This window comes from Sneathiella sedimenti (assembly GCF_017313765.1).
In the GTDB taxonomy this organism is placed as follows: domain Bacteria; phylum Pseudomonadota; class Alphaproteobacteria; order Sneathiellales; family Sneathiellaceae; genus Sneathiella; species Sneathiella sedimenti.
Map to the genome: position 1 here is coordinate 512,233 of NZ_JAFLNC010000002.1, position 21,339 is coordinate 533,571.

General features: G+C 55.8%; 19 protein-coding genes. 14 read left to right on the top strand and 5 right to left on the bottom strand.

Features of this window, described 5'->3' with window-relative positions; all coding sequences use genetic code 11:
• The first annotated feature begins 7 nt into the window (after nt 1–7).
• From J0X12_RS07580 to J0X12_RS07615, 8 genes are all read left to right on the top strand, one after another.
• Nucleotides 8–1,636 carry a 3-(methylthio)propionyl-CoA ligase gene (locus J0X12_RS07580; RefSeq protein WP_207043815.1) on the top strand — a complete coding sequence of 543 codons (1,629 nt, stop codon included), beginning with the start codon at nt 8–10 and terminating at the stop codon, nt 1,634–1,636.
• 143 nt (nt 1,637–1,779) lie between these two features.
• Nucleotides 1,780–2,847, top strand: coding sequence for a hypothetical protein (locus tag J0X12_RS07585; protein WP_207043816.1), 1,068 nt, complete (start codon nt 1,780–1,782; stop codon nt 2,845–2,847).
• Entirely contained in the window at nt 2,844–4,010 is a 1,167-nt protein-coding gene (locus J0X12_RS07590; protein WP_207043817.1) for a M48 family metallopeptidase, read from the top strand. Before J0X12_RS07585 ends, J0X12_RS07590 begins: the two co-directional genes overlap by 4 nt.
• Nucleotides 4,007–4,582: a hypothetical protein gene (locus J0X12_RS07595; RefSeq protein WP_207043819.1), complete on the top strand. Its 576-nt coding sequence runs from the start codon at nt 4,007–4,009 to the stop codon at nt 4,580–4,582. Before J0X12_RS07590 ends, J0X12_RS07595 begins: the two co-directional genes overlap by 4 nt.
• 136 nt (nt 4,583–4,718) lie before the next feature.
• Nucleotides 4,719–5,729 carry an NADP-dependent oxidoreductase gene (locus J0X12_RS07600; protein WP_207043821.1) on the top strand — a complete coding sequence of 337 codons (1,011 nt, stop codon included), beginning with the start codon at nt 4,719–4,721 and terminating at the stop codon, nt 5,727–5,729.
• A 108-nt stretch (nt 5,730–5,837) separates the two neighbouring features.
• Entirely contained in the window at nt 5,838–7,073 is a 1,236-nt protein-coding gene (locus J0X12_RS07605; protein ID WP_207043823.1) for a potassium/proton antiporter, read from the top strand.
• A gap of 114 nt (nt 7,074–7,187) precedes the next feature.
• Entirely contained in the window at nt 7,188–8,777 is a 1,590-nt protein-coding gene (locus J0X12_RS07610) for a peptide chain release factor 3 (RefSeq protein WP_207043825.1), read from the top strand.
• 28 nt (nt 8,778–8,805) lie between these two features.
• Entirely contained in the window at nt 8,806–9,291 is a 486-nt protein-coding gene (locus J0X12_RS07615) for a YajQ family cyclic di-GMP-binding protein (RefSeq protein WP_207043826.1), read from the top strand.
• Nucleotides 9,292–9,302: 11 nt separating this feature from the next.
• Here the strand turns inward: J0X12_RS07615 and J0X12_RS07620 are convergent, their stop codons facing one another.
• The 4 genes from J0X12_RS07620 to J0X12_RS07635 all read right to left on the bottom strand — a co-directional run bounded on the left by J0X12_RS07620 (nt 9,303) and on the right by J0X12_RS07635 (nt 12,194).
• Nucleotides 9,303–9,818, bottom strand: a complete 516-nt coding sequence (locus J0X12_RS07620) for a histidine phosphatase family protein (RefSeq protein WP_207043827.1) — start codon at nt 9,816–9,818, stop codon at nt 9,303–9,305.
• Between the two features lie 20 nt (nt 9,819–9,838).
• Entirely contained in the window at nt 9,839–10,735 is an 897-nt protein-coding gene (locus J0X12_RS07625) for an MBL fold metallo-hydrolase (RefSeq protein ID WP_207043828.1), read from the bottom strand.
• Nucleotides 10,736–10,989: 254 nt separating this feature from the next.
• Entirely contained in the window at nt 10,990–11,427 is a 438-nt protein-coding gene (locus J0X12_RS07630; RefSeq protein ID WP_207043829.1) for a hypothetical protein, read from the bottom strand.
• A 329-nt stretch (nt 11,428–11,756) separates the two neighbouring features.
• On the bottom strand, nt 11,757–12,194 hold the full coding sequence (locus tag J0X12_RS07635; RefSeq protein WP_207043830.1) for a hypothetical protein: 438 nt from the start codon (nt 12,192–12,194) through the stop codon (nt 11,757–11,759).
• Between the two features lie 236 nt (nt 12,195–12,430).
• Between J0X12_RS07635 and J0X12_RS07640 the strand changes: the two genes are divergently transcribed.
• From J0X12_RS07640 to J0X12_RS07665, 6 genes are all read left to right on the top strand, one after another.
• On the top strand, nt 12,431–13,192 hold the full coding sequence (locus J0X12_RS07640) for a Tll0287-like domain-containing protein (RefSeq protein WP_207043831.1): 762 nt from the start codon (nt 12,431–12,433) through the stop codon (nt 13,190–13,192).
• A gap of 28 nt (nt 13,193–13,220) precedes the next feature.
• Nucleotides 13,221–15,989, top strand: a complete 2,769-nt coding sequence (locus tag J0X12_RS07645; protein ID WP_207043832.1) for an ATP-binding response regulator — start codon at nt 13,221–13,223, stop codon at nt 15,987–15,989.
• Entirely contained in the window at nt 15,986–16,363 is a 378-nt protein-coding gene (locus J0X12_RS07650) for a response regulator (protein WP_207043834.1), read from the top strand. Before J0X12_RS07645 ends, J0X12_RS07650 begins: the two co-directional genes overlap by 4 nt.
• Nucleotides 16,360–17,406 carry an adenylate/guanylate cyclase domain-containing protein gene (locus J0X12_RS07655; RefSeq protein WP_207043836.1) on the top strand — a complete coding sequence of 349 codons (1,047 nt, stop codon included), beginning with the start codon at nt 16,360–16,362 and terminating at the stop codon, nt 17,404–17,406. The genes J0X12_RS07650 and J0X12_RS07655 overlap by 4 nt, the downstream gene beginning before the upstream one ends.
• Before the next feature lie 46 nt (nt 17,407–17,452).
• Nucleotides 17,453–17,878 carry a desulfoferrodoxin family protein gene (locus J0X12_RS07660; RefSeq protein ID WP_207043839.1) on the top strand — a complete coding sequence of 142 codons (426 nt, stop codon included), beginning with the start codon at nt 17,453–17,455 and terminating at the stop codon, nt 17,876–17,878.
• Nucleotides 17,879–18,295: 417 nt separating this feature from the next.
• The gene (locus J0X12_RS07665) at nt 18,296–19,846 is read left to right on the top strand and encodes a CYTH and CHAD domain-containing protein (RefSeq protein ID WP_207043840.1); all 1,551 of its coding nucleotides are present in this window, start codon (nt 18,296–18,298) and stop codon (nt 19,844–19,846) included.
• A gap of 13 nt (nt 19,847–19,859) precedes the next feature.
• On the opposite strand, the gene J0X12_RS07670 is transcribed toward J0X12_RS07665, so the two are convergent.
• Nucleotides 19,860–21,179, bottom strand: coding sequence for a GAF domain-containing sensor histidine kinase (locus tag J0X12_RS07670; protein ID WP_207043842.1), 1,320 nt, complete (start codon nt 21,177–21,179; stop codon nt 19,860–19,862).
• Nucleotides 21,180–21,339: the final 160 nt, after the last annotated feature.

Below are 21,339 nucleotides of genomic sequence, written 5' to 3' on the forward strand. Positions count from 1 at the left end.
GAACTTAATGCTAGGTCTTATTCAGGATCGGCCGCTGCTGATTTCTTCTTTAATCGAATACTCCGGTCTTAATCATGGCGACGTGGAAATTGTCTCGCGTTCGGTTGAGGGGCCTATCCATCGCACCAATTACCGCAATGTGAACCTGCGGGCAAAAAAGCTGGCGCAGGCCCTGGGGAAACTCGGTGTGGAGATTGGCGACCGGATCGGTACGATTGCCTGGAATGGCTACCGCCATATAGAGATTTACTTCGGTGTATCCGGTATGGGCGCCGTTTGCCATACAATCAATCCGCGCCTGTTTCCCGAGCAGATTGCCTATATCGTCAATCATGCCGAGGATAAGTATATCTTCGTCGATTTGACCTTCATTCCGCTGATCGAGGCACTGAAGGAGCATCTCAAGAATGTGAAGGGCTTTATCGTGATGACCGATGAGGCCCATATGCCCGACAGCAGCCTTGATAACCTGCTCTGCTACGAAACTCTGGTCGGGGCGGAGGACGGCGATTATGCCTGGCCGCAGTTTGACGAGATGACGGCCTCCTCGCTCTGCTATACCTCGGGCACGACGGGCAATCCGAAGGGCGTGCTCTATGCCAACCGCTCGACCGTACTGCATAGCTATTGTGTCTGCGCCAATGACGGGCTTGGCGTCAGCAACCGGGATTCCATCCTGGCCGTGGTGCCGATGTTTCATGCCAATGCTTGGGGCCTGCCCTATGCGGCGGCAATGTGCGGTGCGAAAATGGTGATGCCGGGCGCCGCCATGGACGGCGCCTCGCTCTATGAACTGATGGAAGCGGAAGGCGTGACGCTCTCCGCCGGAGTGCCGACCATCTGGATGATGCTGCTGGGTCATGTGAAGGAGAATAACCTCAAATTCTCAACCATGCAGCGGACGGTGATTGGCGGGTCCGCCGCGCCACGCTCGATGATCGAGACCTTTGTCGAGGGTCATGGGGTCGAGGTAATCCATGCCTGGGGCATGACCGAAACAAGCCCGCTCGGCACGACGGGTAACCTCCTCAAGAAGCATGAAAACCTCTCCGAGAAAAAGAAAACCGATATCCGCGTCAAACAGGGCCGGATTGTCTTTGGGGTCGAGCTCAAAATCACCGGGGATGACGGAAAGGAACTGCCACGCGACGGTGTTGCCTTCGGTGATCTCAAGGTGCGCGGGCCCTGGATCACCAATGGTTATTTCAAGGGTGAGGGGGGGAACGTTCTTGATGAGGATGGCTGGTTCACCACCGGTGATGTCGGCACCATTGATCCCGATGGCTATATGCAGATCACCGACCGCTCCAAGGATGTGATCAAGTCCGGTGGCGAGTGGATTTCCTCCATCGATGTGGAGAATGAGGCGCTCGGCTGCCCCGGCATTGTCGAGGCGGCGGTGATCGCCATTCCCCATCCGAAGTGGGATGAGCGCCCGCTGGTCATCGCGGTGAAGGAAAAGGGCCATCCGGTGAGCCGCGACGACGTGATCAGGCATCTGGAAAGCACACTCGCCAAATGGCAGCTTCCCGATGACGTGGTTTTCGTCGATGAACTGCCGCATACGGCGACGGGCAAGCTCCTGAAGACCAAGCTCCGCGAGGACTTCAAGGACTACAAGCTGCCAACGGCCTGACACTGCCGCAATCTTTTGAAAAGCCGGGATTTCCCGGCTTTTCTTTTTGATTAACGGCTTCAGGCAGTTTTACATACTCAATGTGTTGATTGTTCGGGCGAGACGATTTAATATCTCGAAAAAATAGATTTGGGTGTCGTCCAATGTTACTTTCTCGGGTTTTATCTCTTTTTATAGCTTTTACTCTTCCTATCATGGTATCCGCCTGCGCGCCTACCTTTACCGAAAGCAAGACCGCGAGTGGCGGAAGTGCGGGTACGGTCGCCGCGACGTCTAATGGAGAAACGCCGTCCCTTTCTGACATTCGTGATATGAATGAAGGGTCCGCGCCGACAATTCAACCTGCAAAAGAAGTGACGGAGGGCGAAATAGGAGCCGGTAACGAAATTCGTATCAAGATGCTGCCAGGATTTGGCAAAGAGACCTGGTTATGTGATGCGGACGGAGACTGTGCGCCGGTTCATGTTAATGCCGCGACGAATGCCAATGACATTTCTGGTGAACGCAAGCCCGGGACCAGTGCCAGACCAGCAGACAATATCATCGGAGACGTAGAACTTAGCGATGAAACATTGAAACTTGTCGGCAAGAAGATAGACGGCGGGTTGAACGGGAAAAAGATCCTGATCATGACGCCTGATGTGGAACTGAGCCTGCTCACTGCCGGCGGGTTGACAGAGCCGCATGCTCTTTGGACGTCGGCGGCCAAGGGCTACGTCACCGAATTCATGGCGCAGTATTTTACGGATATGGGCTATGGCGTGGCCATCCACTCCGACGACGCGCAGCTTGTCTCGACGGAGATTGCGCAGGACCTGATTGATCTGCATGAAGATGTTGGAAAATCAATCTTTCTGTATCAGTACAACACGCTCTTTCAACTGCCGACAAAAAAGGATGGTAGTTTTAACTGGAAGCTGGGCAAAACGGCGCAGGAACTGAAAAAGGCCTACGGGGCGGATCTTGGCGTCTTCGTTTATATGCGCGATTCCTATTCCAGCGGATCGCGCGTTGCCGCACAATTTCTGGCGGCTGCTATTCTGGGGGTAGGGATACAGGGGGGTCAGCAAGTCGGGTTTATCTCGCTGGTCGATCTCGAGACCGGTAATATCCTGTGGTATAACCGTCTGGTCTCGGGCGGCGGTGATCTTCGCACCTTTGAGCCCGCTTTCGATGCGACGGAGAATCTATTGGAAGATATTCCTTTATGAGACTTGGCAAGGCCGCTGTTGGGTTGAGTTTACTGGTTTCGGCATGTGCGGGTACGGGCCCGGTCGGTGACGTAAAACCGGGTGACGAGCCGGAGCTGACCACAGTAGAGGCCGGCCTGCGCATGAAGATGGATGAGGCGGAACGAAGTTTCGCCGCCAGTGCCTTGATTATCAAGGATCCTGAACTGCAGGACTATCTCGACGGGATTGTCTGCCGACTGGCAGAGAAAATTTGCCCGGATATCCGTCTCTATATTGTCAAAATCCCCTACTTCAACGCGTCCATGGCGCCGAATGGCGTTATGCAGGTCTGGACTGGACTGTTGTTGCGGGCGGAAAACGAGGCGCAACTCGCGACGGTTCTCGCGCATGAATTGGCTCATTACAAAAAACGCCATTCCATCAAGATGTGGAACAGCACCCGGAATACGACGGATTTTCTGGCCTTTTTTTCGATCGCCACGGGCGGTATCGGATATGGCTTTGTAGGCCTTGCCGCGGGTCTTGGCGCCGCCGGGTCCATTCAGGCTTATTCGCGGGATCTGGAAAATGAAGCGGATGAAATCGGTCAGGATTACCTTTATGACGCCGGTTACGATCCGGTGGAGGCAGGCCAGCTTTGGGAGAAGATAAAAGGTGAGGCGGACGCAGGAGATCGTGAGTCTACGGCCATTTTCTTTGCGTCACACCCGCCGGCCGAGGATCGGATAGAGAATCTGAAGTCAAGAGCGGAAGCCTACCCGGCGCGCCCGCTTCAGGCGCAGCAGAGAGCTGACGAAAAGTTTCGCAAACTTGTTGATGCCCGCTGGCAAGGCTGGGTTGAGGACTTGATCGATACGGGATCATATGAAGAGACGCTGTTTGTCATCGACAATCTGGAAAAGCGGGAGTTCAGCCCGGCGGCACTTGATTTCTACCGCGGCGATGTATACCGCCGGCGGAGCAATGAGGGCGATCTCGACAAGGCGAAGGAAGCCTACCTCACGGCAGCGAAATCGCCTGAAGCACCCGCCAAAACATATAAAAACCTTGGCCTTGTTGCCAAGCGTCAGAAGGAAGATGGCAAGGCCATCGAGTATTTCGAAATTTACCTCGCTCGCTATCCGGAAGCATCAGATCGCTTTTTGGTCGAGTCATACATCAAGCAATTGAGGCAATCATGAGACATTTTTTCATCCTGCTGCTTACCCTGACGATCGCCAGCTGCGCACCGACGTTCCAGCTCAAACAAACCGGTCATAGTTCCATGTGGAACAGCTATTCCGTGGCGACATCGGAATATATCAATGAACTGAAGACTGATAAATCCGTCATGTGGACGCAGGACGGGCCCATACTGGAAAGAGTGGAATTTTGGGCCCCGATATCGGATGGGGGGAAATTGCCATTTATCTTTATTGCCGGGAATGAGGAGCGCGCGGAAACCTTCCGTTCCGATATGACACCGGAAGAGATTGTCGAACTGGTTCGGAACGGTTTCTCCCTGACGCCGTCAACACCCACCTTCATCGGTAATCTCCAGCCGGCACCGTTCGGTAATAAGCAGGGATATATGATAGACCTCAATCTATCGTCCAAGGACGGATCGGACTTTAAGGGAAATCTCCTGTTCGCGACAATAAACGGCAAGTTAATGGCGGTCTTTTTCGCGGCCCGGGAAACGCATTACTATGAAGCACGGCGCCCTTATTTTGACAGCGTTGTCCAATCCATAAAAGTGAGCGGCGACGCTTAATCTATTACAAGGGGCAAGCAGGAAAGCCGGGATTTCCCGGCTTTTCTTTTTAGGGGCGACGTTGCTTGTTTTCTGTGGTTGTATCCATATCTGTTAGAAGCGCAGATTACACATACAGAAAATGACGGGAAATGACATGTCGACTATGAACAAGCAATATCGTCTTGCCGCACGTCCGGTGGGCGTCCCGAAAGACAGTGACTGGCAATTTGCAAGCGAAGCCCTTCCCGAAATCGGCGCCGATGAGGTGCTGGTAAAAAATCATTATGCGTCCCTCGATCCGGCCATGCGCGGTTGGATGAATGAGGGAAGATCCTATATTCCGCCGGTCAAGATCGGCGAAGTGATGCGCGCCGGCACGGTGGGTGAGGTGGTTGCTTCCAACAGTCCGGATTTCAAGGCCGGTGATTTTGTGAGCGGGATGCTCGGCATCCAGCAATATGGCAAGGCGCTGGCGAAGGACCTGACGCGGATCGATCCCAATCTCGCGCCAATCGAAACCTATCTCGGAGGTCTCGGCATGCCGGGACTGACCGCTTATTTCGGCTTGCTCGATGTGGGCGCGGTGAAAGAAGGCGACACGGTGCTTGTTTCCGGCGCGGCCGGCGCTGTCGGCTCGGTTGTCGGGCAGATCGCCAAGATCAAGGGCGCCCGGGCCGTCGGTATCGCGGGCGGAGCCGAGAAATGCGCCTATGTGGTCGATGACCTCGGCTTTGACGCCTGCCTCGACTACAAGTCGGAGTCCTTCCTCAAGGATCTGAAGGAACCGCTCAAGACCGGTGTCGATGTCTACTTCGATAATGTTGGTGGCGAGATCCTGGATATCGCGCTGGCGCGCATCAATCGCCACGCGCGGATCGTGATTTGCGGCGCCATCTCGCAATATAACAATACGACGCCCATGCGCGGCCCGCAGAACTATATCAATCTGCTGGTGCATCATGCCCGCATGGAAGGCTTCGTCGTCTTCGACTATATCAAGCGCTATGGCGAAGGGGTCCAGGAACTGGCGAAATGGTATTCCGAAGGCAAACTCAAGTTCCGCACCCAGGAAGAGACCGGCATTGAAAATTTCCCCTCGGTTCTTTTGAAACTGTTCAAGGGCGAAAATACCGGAAAATTAGTCCTGAAGCTCCTAGACGACTGACAAAAAAGAGTTTTTACACTATGATAGAGGTGTCGTCGATTTCCGGCGGCACCTTTTCTCTATAAGCTGTTCCAGAGATGTTGCGTCGCGTAGTATGAAAGTTGGTTGATGGAGTCACTCGAGCTAATCCTCATATTGGTATCCTTCCTTTTCCTGATCGGTTGTCTGCTGACACCCGTCGCCGACCGGTTGGGCGCGCCATTCCTGCTTCTTTTCCTCTGTATCGGCATGCTTATGGGCGAGGATGGCATCGGCGGGGTTAGCTTCGATGATTTCAACCTTGCCTACAGTATCGGGTCCATCGCGCTTGCCCTGATCCTTTTTTCCGGCGGTCTCGATACCAGCCGGGAGATCTTCCGAAAAGCGGCCGCACCCGCAATGGCTCTGGCCACTTTTGGGGTGGTGGCTACCACGGTCATTGTCGGCGTCCTGATCCATGTCCTCTTTGATTTGCCGATGGCCATTGCCCTGCTGTTGGGCGCGGTGGTCGGCTCGACCGATGCGGCGGCGACCTTCCTTCTGCTCAGGCAGCGAAATATCAAGCTGAAAAACGGTCTTGGCGAAACCCTGATGGTGGAGGCGGGGATCAACGATCCGATGGCTATCTTCCTGACCATTACCATGGTGGCGATCGTTGATAACGACCTGCCGATCGATCTGCCGACGCTGATCAGTTTTCTGCCGGAACTTGCCCGGCAACTCGGCTTTGGTCTTGTCGCGGGCATTATCGGCGGCTTCGTAACGGCGTTCCTGATCAACCGGGTCAAGATGCCGGTCAGTCTGTTCGCCCCCTTCGCCATGGCGGCGGCCCTGTTGCTGTTCAACCTGACTGCCCTTGGCGGCGGAAGCGGGTTCCTCGCTGTCTATATCTGCGGCGCCGTCCTGCGTGACCGGATGACCCACCAGACCGAGCGGGTGCGGCAGTTCCATGATGGTCTTTCCTGGATATGCCAGATCGTCCTCTTCCTGATGCTGGGGCTGCTTGTCTCGCCGACCGAGGTTCTGTCCCAGGTTCCACTCGGGCTGGGCGTTGCCGCCCTGTTGATTTTCGTTGCCCGGCCGCTGGCGACGACCCTCTCGCTGACACCGTTCGGCGTCGGTTGGCGTCAGCAAATGTTCGTTGGCTGGGTGGGGCTACGTGGTGCCGTGCCGATTTTCCTCGCCATTATTCCGGTGATCAGCCCGGGCCCGCTCAGTACAGGCTTTTTTGACGTGGTTTTCGTGGTGGTGGTTACCTCGCTCTTGCTGCAGGGCTGGACGCTCTCGCTCGTAGCGGGCTGGCTTGGCCTTGTCGCGGAGACGGAGGAGGAACCATCGCAGTCTCTCAGCGAAGGCAAGGATTGATTTTTACCGGAAAAAGCCTTATTTAGGCGCGAGCCCGCGACGAGGAATTTCCCACCGCTGGCTCTTTTTTTAATCCCGTGGCGGGCCGATCCCGCGCGGGGATCAGGATATATCATGACGATGCTGGAAGAACGGGTCGCCAACCGGCGGACCTTCGCGATTATTGCCCATCCCGACGCGGGCAAGACGACATTGACCGAGAAGCTGCTGTTGTTCGGTGGTGCCATTCAGCTTGCCGGTGCGGTAAAGACGCGCGGTGAACAGCGGCGCGCACGCTCAGACTGGATGAAGGTGGAGCGTGAGAGGGGCATTTCCGTTGCCTCCTCCGTCATGACATTTGATTACCGCGATAAAACCTTCAACCTGCTCGACACCCCGGGCCATGAGGATTTCAGCGAGGATACCTACCGCACGCTGACCGCGGTCGACAGCGCCGTCATGGTGCTCGACGGCGCGAAGGGTATTGAAAGCCAGACCCGCAAGCTGTTCGAGGTGTGTCGCCTGCGGGATATGCCGATCACCACCTTTATCAACAAGTTCGACCGTGAGGCGCTGGACCCGTTCGACCTTCTGGATGATATCGAGCAGACGCTGGCGCTGGACGTTGTTCCGGCAAGCTGGCCCATCGGCATGGGCCGGAATTTCCTCGGATGCTATGATCTCTTTAATGACCGGCTGGTACTGGTTTCCAAGGGCAAGGAAAACCATCTTGACGACGGGGTGACCTGTAACGGCCTCGATGACCCGAAACTTGATGAACTGCTCCCCGCCGCGGATGTCGCCAAGTTGCGCGAGGATATCGAGATGGTGCGCGGCCTCTGCCCGGAATTCGATATGCAGGCCTTTCTGGAAGGGACCATGACCCCGGTCTATTTCGGCAGTGCCATCAATAACTTTGGTGTGGAAACCCTGCTGAACGGGCTTACCGAAGCGGCGCCGAGCCCCCGGGCGGCTCCTTCTGCAGGGCGGGCGATTTCCCCGCTTGAGAGCAAGGTCAGCGGCTTTATTTTCAAGATCCAGGCGAATATGGATCCCAAGCATCGCGACCGCATTGCCTTCATGCGGCTGGTGTCCGGCCATTTCAAGCGCGGCGCGAAACTGAAGCATGTGCGCAGTGACAAGATCATGAATATCCATAACCCGGTATTGTTCCTTGCGCAGGACCGGGAACTCGCGGAGGAAGCCTGGCCCGGTGATATCATCGGAATCCCGAACCACGGAAACCTGCGCATTGGTGACGCCCTGACGGAGGGCGAGGAAATCCGCTTTACCGGCATCCCGAGCTTCGCGCCGGAACTGCTCCAGAAAGTGCGCCCCGTCGATCCGATGCGGGCAAAACATCTGGGACGGGCCCTTATCCAGCTCGCGGAGGAGGGGGCAGCCCGTACCTTCAAGACGCGCATGGGTTCCGAGTGGGTGGTCGGTGTTGTCGGTGCGCTGCAGTTTGAGGTGCTGGCGGACCGTATCCGGACGGAGTATGATATCCCGGTTAACTTCCAGCAGACCGAGCTGTATACCGCGCGCTGGGTCGAATGTGATGATCCACGGGAGATGAAAAAATTCCTTGATGGCAACCAGGCGTCCCTCGCCGAGGATCACGACGATGCGCCGGTCTTCCTCGCCCGGAACAGCTGGCATCTGGAGCGGGCCGAGAAAGACTGGCCGAAAATCAAGTTTCTGAAGACGAAAGAACAGTCCGCGTAAACTCACGCGGTAATGAAGGAGAGACCCCATGCCCTCATTTGATATTGTGTCGAAAACCGATATGGCGGAAGTCGATAACGCGCTGAACAACATCCGCCGGGAAATCGAGACCCGGTATGATTTCAAAGGCAGCCATTGCACGATCGAGCGGGCGGAGCAGGCCATCACCATCCATGCGGATGATGACCTCAAGCTGAAACAGATGCATGAACTGCTGGCGGCGCATCTGACCCGCCGCAAGGTCGACGCCGGGGTTCTCGATTACCAGACGCCGGAGAAGTCAGCCGGGCAGAGCGTGCGACAGGTGGTTGTCGTCCGTCAGGGGATCGACAAGGATCTGGCAAAGAAGCTGGTAAAGGAGATCAAGGGCTCCAAGATCAAGGTCCAGGTTTCAATTCAGGGGGATGAACTGCGCGTTACCGGCAAGAAGCGTGACGATCTTCAGGAAACCATCGCCTTCTGCAAGGGGCTCAAGCAGGAACTTCCCCTGCAGTATGTGAATTTCCGCGACTAGGACAGGGGCGCTTACAGCGTACCCTTGCCGCCGAAATTGCGAAGCTCGATATTCGGTGGCCCACTGTCATGGACGCGCATGATGGCAATCTCGCCATATATGTTGGGTTCGCGATCGCGGCCGCCAAGCTGCCCGTAGATGCTCTGCAGGTTATCCGTATTGCCGACCCACATCACCGTCTTGCCGGGATTTTCCTTGATCAGCCGTTCGGCGACATTACTGACATCAATCACCCGGAGCTCGATCCCGCGCTGCTCGATCAGCGGCTTGACTGTATCGAGATTGCGCTTCTTGTCGGGGCTATAGATCACGTCGATATCAAGGTCGGCAACGGCGGCGGGCAGGGCCAAAGCACGTGCCTTGCCTTTTTCATTGAGCTCGGTATGAAGCGGTGTTCGATCCGCATGGCGGAGGAGAATGATCGTCGTTGTCGTGCCCGGCGGTGAATTATAGGTGCTGCAGGCCGCCAAAAACCCCAGACAGATGGTGGTCAGTCCAAGAATAACTACTCTGCGTCCGATATTCATATTTCCCCCCTCTTTATTATCTACTTCAAGGCATAGAGTGCCGTGACCGTCGCGTCCCCCCCAGCATCAATCTCGCCACTCTCGACCATATGCAGGATATGGGCATAGACCGACCGGGCGGCGGCCGGATGCAGGTTCTCCGGCACATCGATATACATTCTTTTGACCATGTCGGGGATGGTCATCGGGCCGGAGCCCAGGCAGCTGCGGATCTGATCCATGCGTTCCTGCCGATGGGCGATCAGCGCCTCGACAAAAGGTTTCGTGTCCGTAATCGCGGGGCCATGGGTCGGCCAGTAGGTGTGGTAATCAAAGTCCAGCAGCTTCTCGAGACTGCGCATATAGGCGCTCATATTGCCGTCAGGCGGGGAGACAACCGTCGTCGACCAGCCCATTACATGATCGCCGGTAAAGAGGGTGTTTTCCTCCCGCAGGCCAAAGCAGACATGGTTGGAAAGATGTCCCGGGGTATGAATGGCATCAACCGTCCAGCCATTGCCGAGGATTACGTCGCCGTCTTCCAGCTTTACATCGGGGACAAAGTCGGTATCGCCGCCTTCCTCAATCTTGAAGTCGGACACACCGCCGCCATGTGGGCCAAATCCATATGTTTTGGCGCCGGTGAGTTGTTTCAGGGGTTCTGCGGCCGGCGAATGGTCATGATGGGTATGGGTGATCAGGATATGGGTGACCATCTCGCCCTTGAGGGCCGCCATCAGCGCGCCGACATGGGCGCCGTCGAGCGGGCCGGGATCAACCACAGCCACTTCGCCCTTGCCAATGATATAGGTGCCGGTGCCGTGAAAGGTAAAGGCGCTCGGGTTCTTGGCGATCACCCGGCGGATAAGCGGGCTGAGGCTTTCCGCCACGCCATATTCAAACTCCAAGTCTTTTTTGAAGGGGACCTTAACTGCCATATTCCTGCTTTCCGGTTTTTAGGTAATTGTACTGATAAGAACCCGAGCGGCAACAGGAAGTTTCGTGAATTTTTCCCGGGTCTGGAATCGACCGGAAAACCGCGCCTGTCTGCTTGTTACGAAGGCCGTATTTTCAGAATCCCAAGGCCCGGAGAGTCCAACATGTATCGCAATATCCGAGTTTCCTTGTGGCCGCGCCCATTACCATACGCCTACTGCCGGCATTTACAAGGATATCAAGCATGAGCAGTCAATCACCTGTTTTTGATGGCTATCTCGATCCTGGCGTGAATATAGTTTTCTGCCTCCGTCATATTTTCACAATACACCGTGTGTGATTCCAAAGTTTTCAGCTTGGCAACCGCACGCGCGAGTTTGAGAATATTTTCATATCCCGACTCTCTTGTGATAATGGCCCCGTAAATACGCTTGATCCCCGCCTCCAGAAGAATATCGCTGATGGTGATCATGTCGTCATAGGAAAAATCGTCCTCATGCCCGCGCTGATTATCGAGAATGATGAAATAGTCCGAGGAGGGATTGGTTTTGAGCGTCAAATAGTAAAAGGGGACGCGATGAGCGCGGTTGATCGGTCCGGTCACTTTCATGACATGGATATGCTCGCCGTTATATTTCCATGTTTCATGGTTAATATTGGCGAACGAGCCGGAGGAGATCAGTTGCCCTTTCATTTAAATTTCTGCTTTAGCCAATTATATATAAGTAAAAATATCCCAGACAGCATATGTATGTGCCCGGAAGAAGCAATTCTTGAATGAATATTTATTGAGCGGTGTTTTTATTGCCGCTTGCCGGAGTTTTGTTCGTGTATCGTTTTGCCCTTGCCTGCTGCTTTCCGGATATCGGTAATAAAGACATTCTGAAACAACCCCCTTCCATAAGAACGGGCTGTTTCCTTAATTGGCGATGGTTCTTATTGAAACGGAACGGGAGACCGCCGATCCAAGGGTAAAAACAAAGCCTCGCCGAATATCCTTGCGGTTACAGGGCGCAATATCGGCTAGCTCTGCTTTACCTGATCCAATATGTGCGACTGGATAAATTTTTCCGCCGTCACAAAATCAGGGGTCGACATCGCTTCAATCTCCAATGCTTTCACCATTGAGATTGCCTTGATCAGCTTGATCGTTTTTTCATATGCCGGATCAAAGGTGACGACCGCATAGAAAAAGCGATTGATGCCGTTGGATACGAGCATATCGCCGTAATTGGACATGTCGGCCAGGGACAGGATACTTTCCTTGCCCCTGCGATTGTCCAGGATGCAGAAATAATTGCCTGATTTGGTCAGGGCCAGCGTTTCTTCAAAAACCGGGCGGCGGCTTTCTCTGTTCAGCGGACCGTCTTGAGTCACGATATGCAGGAACTCTCCACCATATTCCTTTGTCTCATATCGAATATTCGTGAACGACCCCGACGCTACTTTACGCCATTTCATACATCAACCTTCCTACATCTTAAAGATTGCCGCCACCAAGCAACATCGGGCAAAATCAAAGTGATTCCTTGGACATTATGCGAAACTCGGAAACGTTTCAAGCATCTCTGCAAAGGGATGCTTTACGGATTGACCGTGAGTTGATAGGCTTTCAACTGTAGAATGCCATGAGTTGTCCTTTGGCTGTTCGGCAGCCAGCAACCCTCGGCATTGAACTTCAGAATAGGGGAAACAAGATGGCTCAGACGGGACTGCTGAAACTATTGGCGACCCTGCTATGTACCTTGTCTTTGATCCTGCCGTCCTTGGTGCTCGCCGAGGAGAAAGCCAGCGAGTACGACATTGCGATCGACCTGGCGACCATGCTGCAATCCGCCCGCTCAATCATTGGCGAGAATCAGGATTTGATTAATGATCCGACGATCGGCGACAAGGGCCTCAGTGCCGACGTCGTGCGGGAACGGGCGCTTGAGAAGTTCAAGACGGCCAAAGGCGGCGTCGAACCGAATTTAACCGGCGACACCCTGAAAAGCCGGCTGTTGAAGGCACAGGTTGACGCGATCTCCAAGGTTATGGAAGAGCATCAGGAGACGATCAACCAGTCCGGTGTTGCCTTCAAGGGGTTTGTGCCGGCAGTTTTCGCCCGCCTTGTGAACGAGGAATTCAAGCGGACAATGGGGGAGGAGGCCGAAGTCAAGGTGACCGCACCCCCTGAACTGATCCGCAACCGCAAGGCCCGACCCGATGACTGGGAAATTGGCGCCATTCGCACCCATCTTTCGGCGGCAGACTGGGAAAAAGGTGCGATATTCTCCGCCGAGGCGCCAGATAGCGGTCGTCCGGCCTTTCGTGTGCTGGTCCCGGAATATTACGGCCAGGGATGCCTCGCCTGCCATGGTGAACCGAAAGGGGAGCTGGACGTAACCGGTTATCCAAAGGAGGGCGGTAGTCTTGGCGATCTTGGTGGTGTGATCAGTGTAACGCTGTTCCGCAATTAACACGATTGCGCAGAAGGCGGGGACCTTGATGAGCAACTTATCCATTCTCACCCGGTTGTCGATCCTTAGCGTAGTGCTTCTTGCGATCCTGATCGGGTCCAACCTGTTTCTTGATAACCGTTTGACGCAAAACGCCCGGACAATCGCCAATGAGGCGGTACTTGTCAGCCGGATAACAACGGCCAATGCCGCCAGCAAGTCCTTCGGGGACCTGAAATTCTGGCTTGCCGACCTTGCCGTCAGCCTGCTCACCCTGTCTGAGCGTAACGCGGATGCGGCGCTGAAGTCCCTGCAGGAAAAACTTGAAGAATTGAAGGTATATGATCCTGATCGGGTGGCCCTGATCGATCAGGAGCTTGGTCTCCTGATGGATGCGGCGCTCCTCGCCGTTGATGCCTATACGGATGAACGCCGTGTGATCGGCAATTCGCTGATGGCGAAGGCACGGGTGCATATTCAGGCGATTGACGAACAGCTATCCAGCATTGTCGACGAGCTTGAAGCGGAATCGCGGATGCGCAGCAGCGCCGGCCTTGCCTCGGCGCGTGAGGCCGTCACCCTGTCCCATATCATCATAATTGTCGGCGCATTCGTCGGCCTGTTGCTGACAATCCTCGTCCTGCGATCGATCCGCACGCCGCTGTCGCGACTGGTGACCGCCATGCGGTCAATTTCCAAGGGCGACCTGACAGTCGAGATACCGGCTGCCGGACGAGATGAAATCGGTGAAATGGCGCAGACGCTGGCCCTGTTTCGCGATAGCCTGATCGAGCGGGACCGCCTCGCCAAGGAGCGGGAGGAAGCACAGGCCGAAGCCCGCGGCGCGCAGGAAAAGCTGCTTGAGGCGATTGAGGCAGTAACCGATGCCTTCGCCCTTTACGATGCCGATGACCGGCTTGTCATCGCCAACAGCAAATACCGGGAAATGTATGAACATCTCGGGCTGTCCATCGAGAGGGGGATCAGCTACGAGGAAATCATCTCGGCCGCGGTTGAGAAGAAGATGATCGTCGCCGCGCAGGATAATTCGGAGCAATGGCTGAAAGAGCGGATCGTGCGTCACCGGAACCCGACCGGGCCGTATGAGCATTACCGCGCCGATGGGCGATGGCTTCGCATCAATGAGCAGAAAACGGCGGATGGCGGCATTGTCGGTGTCTTTACCGACATCACCGAAGCCAAGGCGCGCGAGACGGAACTTGGCGAAATGGTGGACCGGCTGGCCGAGGCGCGCGATGTCGCGATGAAGGCGACCCGGACCAAGAGCCAGTTCCTTGCCAACATGAGCCATGAACTCCGGACGCCGCTCAACGCGGTGATCGGTATTACCGAAATGCTGGAGGAGGACGCGGTCGAGGAAGGTGATGAAGACCTGATCGAGCCATTGCAGCGGATCAGCCGGGCGGGCAAGCATCTTCTCAAGCTGATCAATGACATTCTCGACCTGTCCAAGATCGAGGCCGGGAAGATGGAACTGCATGTGGAGAGTTTCGATCTGGCGGCCGTGGTCCGCGACTGCGTCGATATGGCCGCGCCGCTTGCAACGCCCAATAACAATAACATTGATGTCAGCCTGCCCGACGACATGCCGCGGATGACATCCGATGTCACGCGGGTCCGTCAGGTTGTCTTTAACCTGCTCAGCAATGCCTGCAAATTCACGGAGAACGGCACGGTCGGCATTGCCGTTACCCTCACGGACGAGGATATGATCAAGATCGATGTATCCGATACGGGCATTGGCATGTCGCCCGAACAGCTCGAGCGCCTGTTCAGCGATTTCTCGCAGGCGGATTCCTCGACCACCCGTAAATATGGCGGCACCGGGCTGGGGCTTGCTATTTCCCAGCGGTTCTGCCGGATGATGGGCGGGGATGTCACGGTGGAAAGCACGCCGGGGGAGGGGTCCGTTTTCAAGGTGAGCCTGCCACGGGAAATCCCCTCTGAACCGCAGTTGGGCCCGATGGAGCCAACGTCAACCACGCGCGATTCCGCAGACGGGAAACCCGGCGAGGCTATGGAATCGGGTGGAAATGTCGTGCTGGTCGTCGATGACGACCCGGTCGCCCGCGATATTCTAAGCCGCTTCCTTGAGGCGGAAGGTTATGAGGTGGCGACTGCCATCGACGGGGTGGATGGGCTTGAAAAGGCCCGCGCCCTCCGCCCGGCCGTCATCACGCTGGATGTGGTGATGCCGGGGAAAGACGGCTGGACGCTGCTGAAGGAGCTGAAAGATGATCCGGCGCTCAAGGATATCCCGGTTCTGATGGTCTCGATCGTTGATGACAAGCATAAAGGCTTTTCGCTGGGGGTTGCCGACTATATGACCAAGCCGGTTGACCGCAAACGCCTGTTGACCCTGCTGGAGCGGTACAAGCTCAATGGCAGTGGCGGCAATGTCCTCATTGTCGAGGATGACGGCGCCACCCGCCAGCAGATGCGCCGGGTCTTTGTGAGTGAGGGCTGGCGCGTACGCGAGGCCGTGAACGGCCGGGCCGGCCTGCTGCTGGTCCAGGATGCCATTCCCGACCTGATTCTGCTCGACCTGATCATGCCGGAGATGGACGGCTTTGAATTTGTTGATTCCCTGAAAACAATTCCGGAAGGGAAAGGCGTACCGGTTGTGGTGATTACGGGCGCCGATCTCACTGATGACGACCGGAAGCGTCTTAATGGTGGGGTTGAGCAGATTATCAAGAAATCGGAGGATGGGGCGCCGGCTTTCCTTGAAGAGGTTCGCCGCTATGTTAGTCAGCATCTGTCGGCCCGTACTGCAACATCTGGAGAAACAGAATGACGAAGATCCTCTATGTCGAAGACAATGAGGACAATATCTACATGTTGTCCCGCCGCCTGAAGCGTAAGGGCTTCGAGGTGGTGATCGCGGGGGATGGCATCGCCGGGATCGAGGCCGCCCGCCGGGAAAGGCCGTCGCTTATCCTGATGGACCTCAGCCTGCCGAAAATGGACGGCTGGGAGGCGACGCGACAATTGAAGGCCGCGGAGGAGACCAAAACCATTCCGATAATTGCGTTGTCGGCCCATGCGCTGGAAGGGGAGCGGGAGAAGGCGCTGGAGGCCGGCTGCAATGATTTCGACACCAAACCCGTTGAATTTGCCCGTCTTATGGAGAAGATCGAGGGCTTTCTGAAGACGGGAGGGACGCCGTGAATCTGGAAGACGCCCGCATCCTGGTCGTCGATGACAACGAGGATAACCGCTTTACCCTGGTAAGGCGGCTCAAAAAGCTCGGCTACCGGGAGCCGGAAATCGCGGTCAACGGGCGCGATGCGCTGGATAAGTTGGCGGCGCGGCCCTTCGACCTCGTGCTGCTTGATATCATGATGCCCGAAATGGATGGCTATGAGGTGCTGGAAACGGTCAAGAAGGACATGCGGCTCCGTCATATCCCCATCATCATGATCTCGGCGGCGGACCAGCTCGAAAGTGTTGTTAAATGCATCGAGCTCGGGGCGGAGGATTTCCTGCCCAAACCGTTTAACGCCACCCTATTGCGCGCGCGCGTCACCGCCTCGCTGGAGAAAAAGGCGCTTCGGGACCAGGAAACGGCATACCGCGCCCAGATTGTCGCCGAGAAAAAACGTACCGATGACCTGCTGCATGCGATCATCCCGGCACTGGCTGTGCAGGAATTGAAGCAAACCGGCATGGTGCGCCCCCGCACCTTCAATGCTGTTGGGATACTGTTCTGCGATATCGTCGGCTTTACGGCCTATTGCGACCGTAACTTGCCCGAAACGGTTGTTGCCCATCTGCAGGCGCTGATCGAGGCGTTTGAGAAGATTGTCGATGCGCACCATATGGAGAAAATCAAGACCATCGGCGACGCCTTCATGGCGACCAGCGGCCTGCTGCGTCCGGTGGATGCGCCACTCTTGACCGCGGTGCGCTGCGGGCTTGAGATGTCCCGTGCTGCCCGGGAGATGGAGCCGAACTGGGAAGTGCGTATCGGGCTGCATTTCGGGCCTGTGGTTGCGGGCGTTGTCGGCAAGCAGCAATTCCTGTTCGATGTCTGGGGGGATACCGTGAATATTGCGGCGCGGCTCGTCGAACATAGCTCACCCGGTGCAGTTGCCATGACAGCCGCGGCGTGGCAGGAAATCCAGGATGAATGTGAGGCCCGTTCGCTGGGTATCATTGATATCAAGGGCAAAGGGAAACTTGATCTTGTCGAGGCCTATGCGCTCAGATAAGGGGCGGGCAGACTGATTCAGATTTAACGTATAGAAGGATAGCAGAATGCAGAGACGTTTATTCTTGAAGGGGTTGGGTCTGGTTGGCGTTGCAACTTCATTGACCAGTCCGGGAATAGCGATGGCGGGCGGCATGCTCGATCCGATGCAGTCAAGGTTCGCGGGGGCGCTGTTCTACACGATGGACGCGCCGGGACGCTGGGCCGGGAAGGAAGCCGGTCACGTCCCCATGATCGAGCGGAGCGGAAATATGATCGAGGTGACAACCGGCCACGAAATGGACGGTTACACCCATTACATCGTCAAGCATATCCTGCTCGATGAAAATCTCGACTTTGTTGCCGAGACGATGTTTAACCCCGAGACCGACGCACCGATCTCGACTTATGACATCACCGGCATGGCCAATGCCCTTTATGCAGTATCCCTGTGCAACAAGCATGACGCCTGGCTCAACAGGCTGTCACTTTAATCGTACAGGCACACTTATTTCCCGTATACTGAGAAATATATTCTCAGTATAGAGGTGGGCATGAGAGGGATTTTGATTGTGGCCGTTGGCCTGTTGTTTTGCGTTCCGGTGGGGGCGGGATATGAGAACACGCCCGGGTTCCCGCATTTTCAGAATGACGTTGTGGAACATGGTGGAGGCTGCCGGAAAAGCTCCCCGCCGGGCCAATGCTGTCATATGAACCGCAAAACCGGGGTGGTTCACTGCCACTGATCTCTCTGCCGATTTCGGGACAAATTATCGCGCCAACGGCGTGCGGGAAGGCTGCCCCAAGATTTTGTCCGTTTCCGGTTCAAGAACTGAATTCATGAATGCATCTAATCTGCGTGTTCAAGACTGCTTTCTGGCGCGGAACGGATCATTGTGAGATAATAGCGCATGTCTGCACAAGAAATTGAACTGAAGCTGACCCTGTCGGAGTCGGATACTCGTGCGCTCGCGACAAGCCCCGGTTTCGCGGAGTTGGCCGGCGATGGCGCCGTTACGCGCCTGTTGCGGTCCGTCTATTTCGATACGCCCGATGCGGCCCTGGGCCGTGAGAGAATCTCCTTGCGCATCCGGGACAACGGGGAAGCCCGGGTCCAGACAGTGAAGCTGGATGGCGGGCTCGACAAGGGCCTGTCGCAAACGCTGGAATATGAAAACGAGATTGCCGCTGAGGTGCCGGACCTTCGCCTGATAACGGATGACAAGGTGAGGGAGCGGATTGAAAAAGCCCTTGCGGGTCAGGTGCCTGTACCGCTTTTTGAAACGCGTATCGAGCGCACCGCCGCCCTCATCGACATTGCCGGAGAAGGGACGATCGAGCTGGCGATCGACAGGGGAGATGTCCGTGCCGGGGACAAGAGCGCGCCGCTCAATGAGGTCGAGCTGGAGCTTAAATCGGGCGCGCCATTTGCCATGCTAAGCGCGGCGGAGAAACTTTTCACTGACGTGGCAGTGACACCGAGCAAGCTGCACAAGGCGCGGCGCGGATTTGCCCTGATCGGGCTCGCAGAGGCCACGCCACCGCCTGTTCCCGCCCTGTCAAAGAAGACGAGAATAACGCGGAAGATGACGGGGGTAACGGCGCTGCGGTCCGTCGGAAATGCGGCCGCTGACCAGATCCTGCAAAACTGGGAGTTCGTGCTTGCCGATTCCGAACCGGCGGGGCCGCATATGCTGCGTGTTGGTCTGCGCCGCCTGCGCACGGCGCTGCATATGTTGAACGCGAAGAAGCTGGGGCCCGAGTTTGTGGCCTTTGAAGAGCTGGCGCAGCGGTTTGGGGCCACTGTGGGCGAACTCCGCGATGCGGACGTGCTGCTGAGCGATATTTTCCTGCCGGCGGCGCGTCGGCTTGCAGATACGCCCAAATGCGTCGCGCTTCACGATGCTCTCATTGCGCATAACGCCGGGAAGCGTAAGGCCGTGCGCGATAGCCTGCAAAGCGCCGATTGGACCCGGCTGAAACTGTACTGCCTGTTCTTTGATCTGCTGGTTGACCGGGCCCTTGCGCGCTCTGGCGCGGAATTTAGGGACCCCGGTGTTCTGGAACATGCGGACAAGGCGCTGGCGAAGTGCTGGCGCCGGGTAAGCCGCTGGGGCAAGCGGATCGATACGCTGACGGAGGAGGAACGTCACAGCATGCGCAAGAGCCTGAAATCGCTCCGCTATGTCACGGAATTTTTCCTGCCGCTATATTCCGCAAAGAAGGCGAAACCGTTCCTGAAAAAGCTAGAACGGCTGCAGGATGTGTTCGGATATCTCAATGATGTCACGATGAGCCGGGAACTCCTCGCCATTGTCAGGCACCAACGGGCGGCAGGGCCGGACCTGACACTGGAGGCTTCCGCCATCTGCCACTGGCATCTCGGTCGGGCTGATATGGCCTGGCAGGACGCCCGGAAATACTGGAAAAAGCTCTCAAAAACCGCCCGCTTCTGGGAGTGATACAGGCGGCGTCTCAGGCGGCTTTGGGCAGGGTGAAATGAAAGGTCGTTCCCTTTTCCTGCTCACTTTCCACCCGAATGCTGCCCCGGTTCAACTCAATCATCTCCTTACAGAGCGGCAGGCCGAGACCGGTTCCGATTTCCCCGTCCGTGCCGGGAGTGGTCGTCTTTCTGTCGATTGCGAAGGTATCTTCCAGGATTTCCGCCGGAATCCCGACACCGGTATCCGTAACCGAGATTTTGACCATATCTCCCTCGCGGTCCGCAGTTATCTCTATGCGGCCGCCGGTAGGGGTGAATTTGATGGCATTTGAAATCAGGTTGCGAATGACAAGAAGAATCATGTTCCGGTCGGCTTCAACAGTCAGTTTAGGGATTTGACTGGAGAGCGTGATGTTCTTGCTGGCCGCGCAGGAGTTTAACAGGGACAGGCTTTCCGTCACCAGATCTGGCAGATGGAGCGGCACAGGCTGCATATCACCCTTTTCCATTTGGAAACGCCCCCATTCAAGGAGGTTTTCAAGCAGCTCAAAGAGGGTCTTGCTGGAGAGGTTGATCATCGACGCATATTCGACAATCTCTTCCGGTGTCAATTTATCGGCCCGTTTTGCCAGAAAGTCGGAAAATCCAAGCAGGGAATTGAACGGACTTTTCAAGTCATGGGCGATGATGGAAAAGAAGCGGTCCTTGATCGCGATTTCCCGTGTGAGCTCGCTTTTCAGGCGGGCTTCATTCTCTGCAAGTTCGACCAGTGCGACGCCCTGCATCTCCAGCCGCTCCTGGGTATCCATCAGTTCCGCGATCTTGCTTTCAAGAATTTCGTTGTTTTTAAGTGCTTCCTGACGGGCCCGGCGCAGTTCCATTTCGTCAATAACGATACTGGCAAGTTCCTTCAGTAATGTTTCGTGATCATCGCTCAATTCCCGTGGTTTGCGATCAATGGCGCAGAGCGTGCCAATCTTAAAGCCATCCGGTGTGATGAGGGGCGCACCGGCATAAAAGCGGATAGAGGGATCCCCGGTAACCAGCGGGTTATCATGGAATCGGACATCTTCAAGGGCATTCTCTACGACGAGAACCTCTTCATGAAGAATGGCATGGGCACAGAAGGCCATGTCGCGGGACGTTTCCCGTACATCGACTCCATAATGTGATTTGAACCATTGGCGATGCTCATCCACCAGGCTCACCAGGGAAATGGGAACGCCGATGGTTTTGGAAATTATCCGTGTAATACTGTCGAAACTGGTTTCCTGCGCTGTATCGAGGATATTATACCCTCTCAATCGCTCAAGCCGTTGGTCCTCGTTTTTTGGCAGATTGGCTATTTCCATGCAGGCTCCCCAAGCTTATCCTGTGCAAACAGATCATATATGTCCGTTCGTCATAATTTTCCAAGAAAATCCCCGAACAAACTTACGTTCAACAGGATTAAACACCCACAGATTCTAGGGTTGAAATGGATAATTTTTCGTTAATTAGTTTTATCATGAA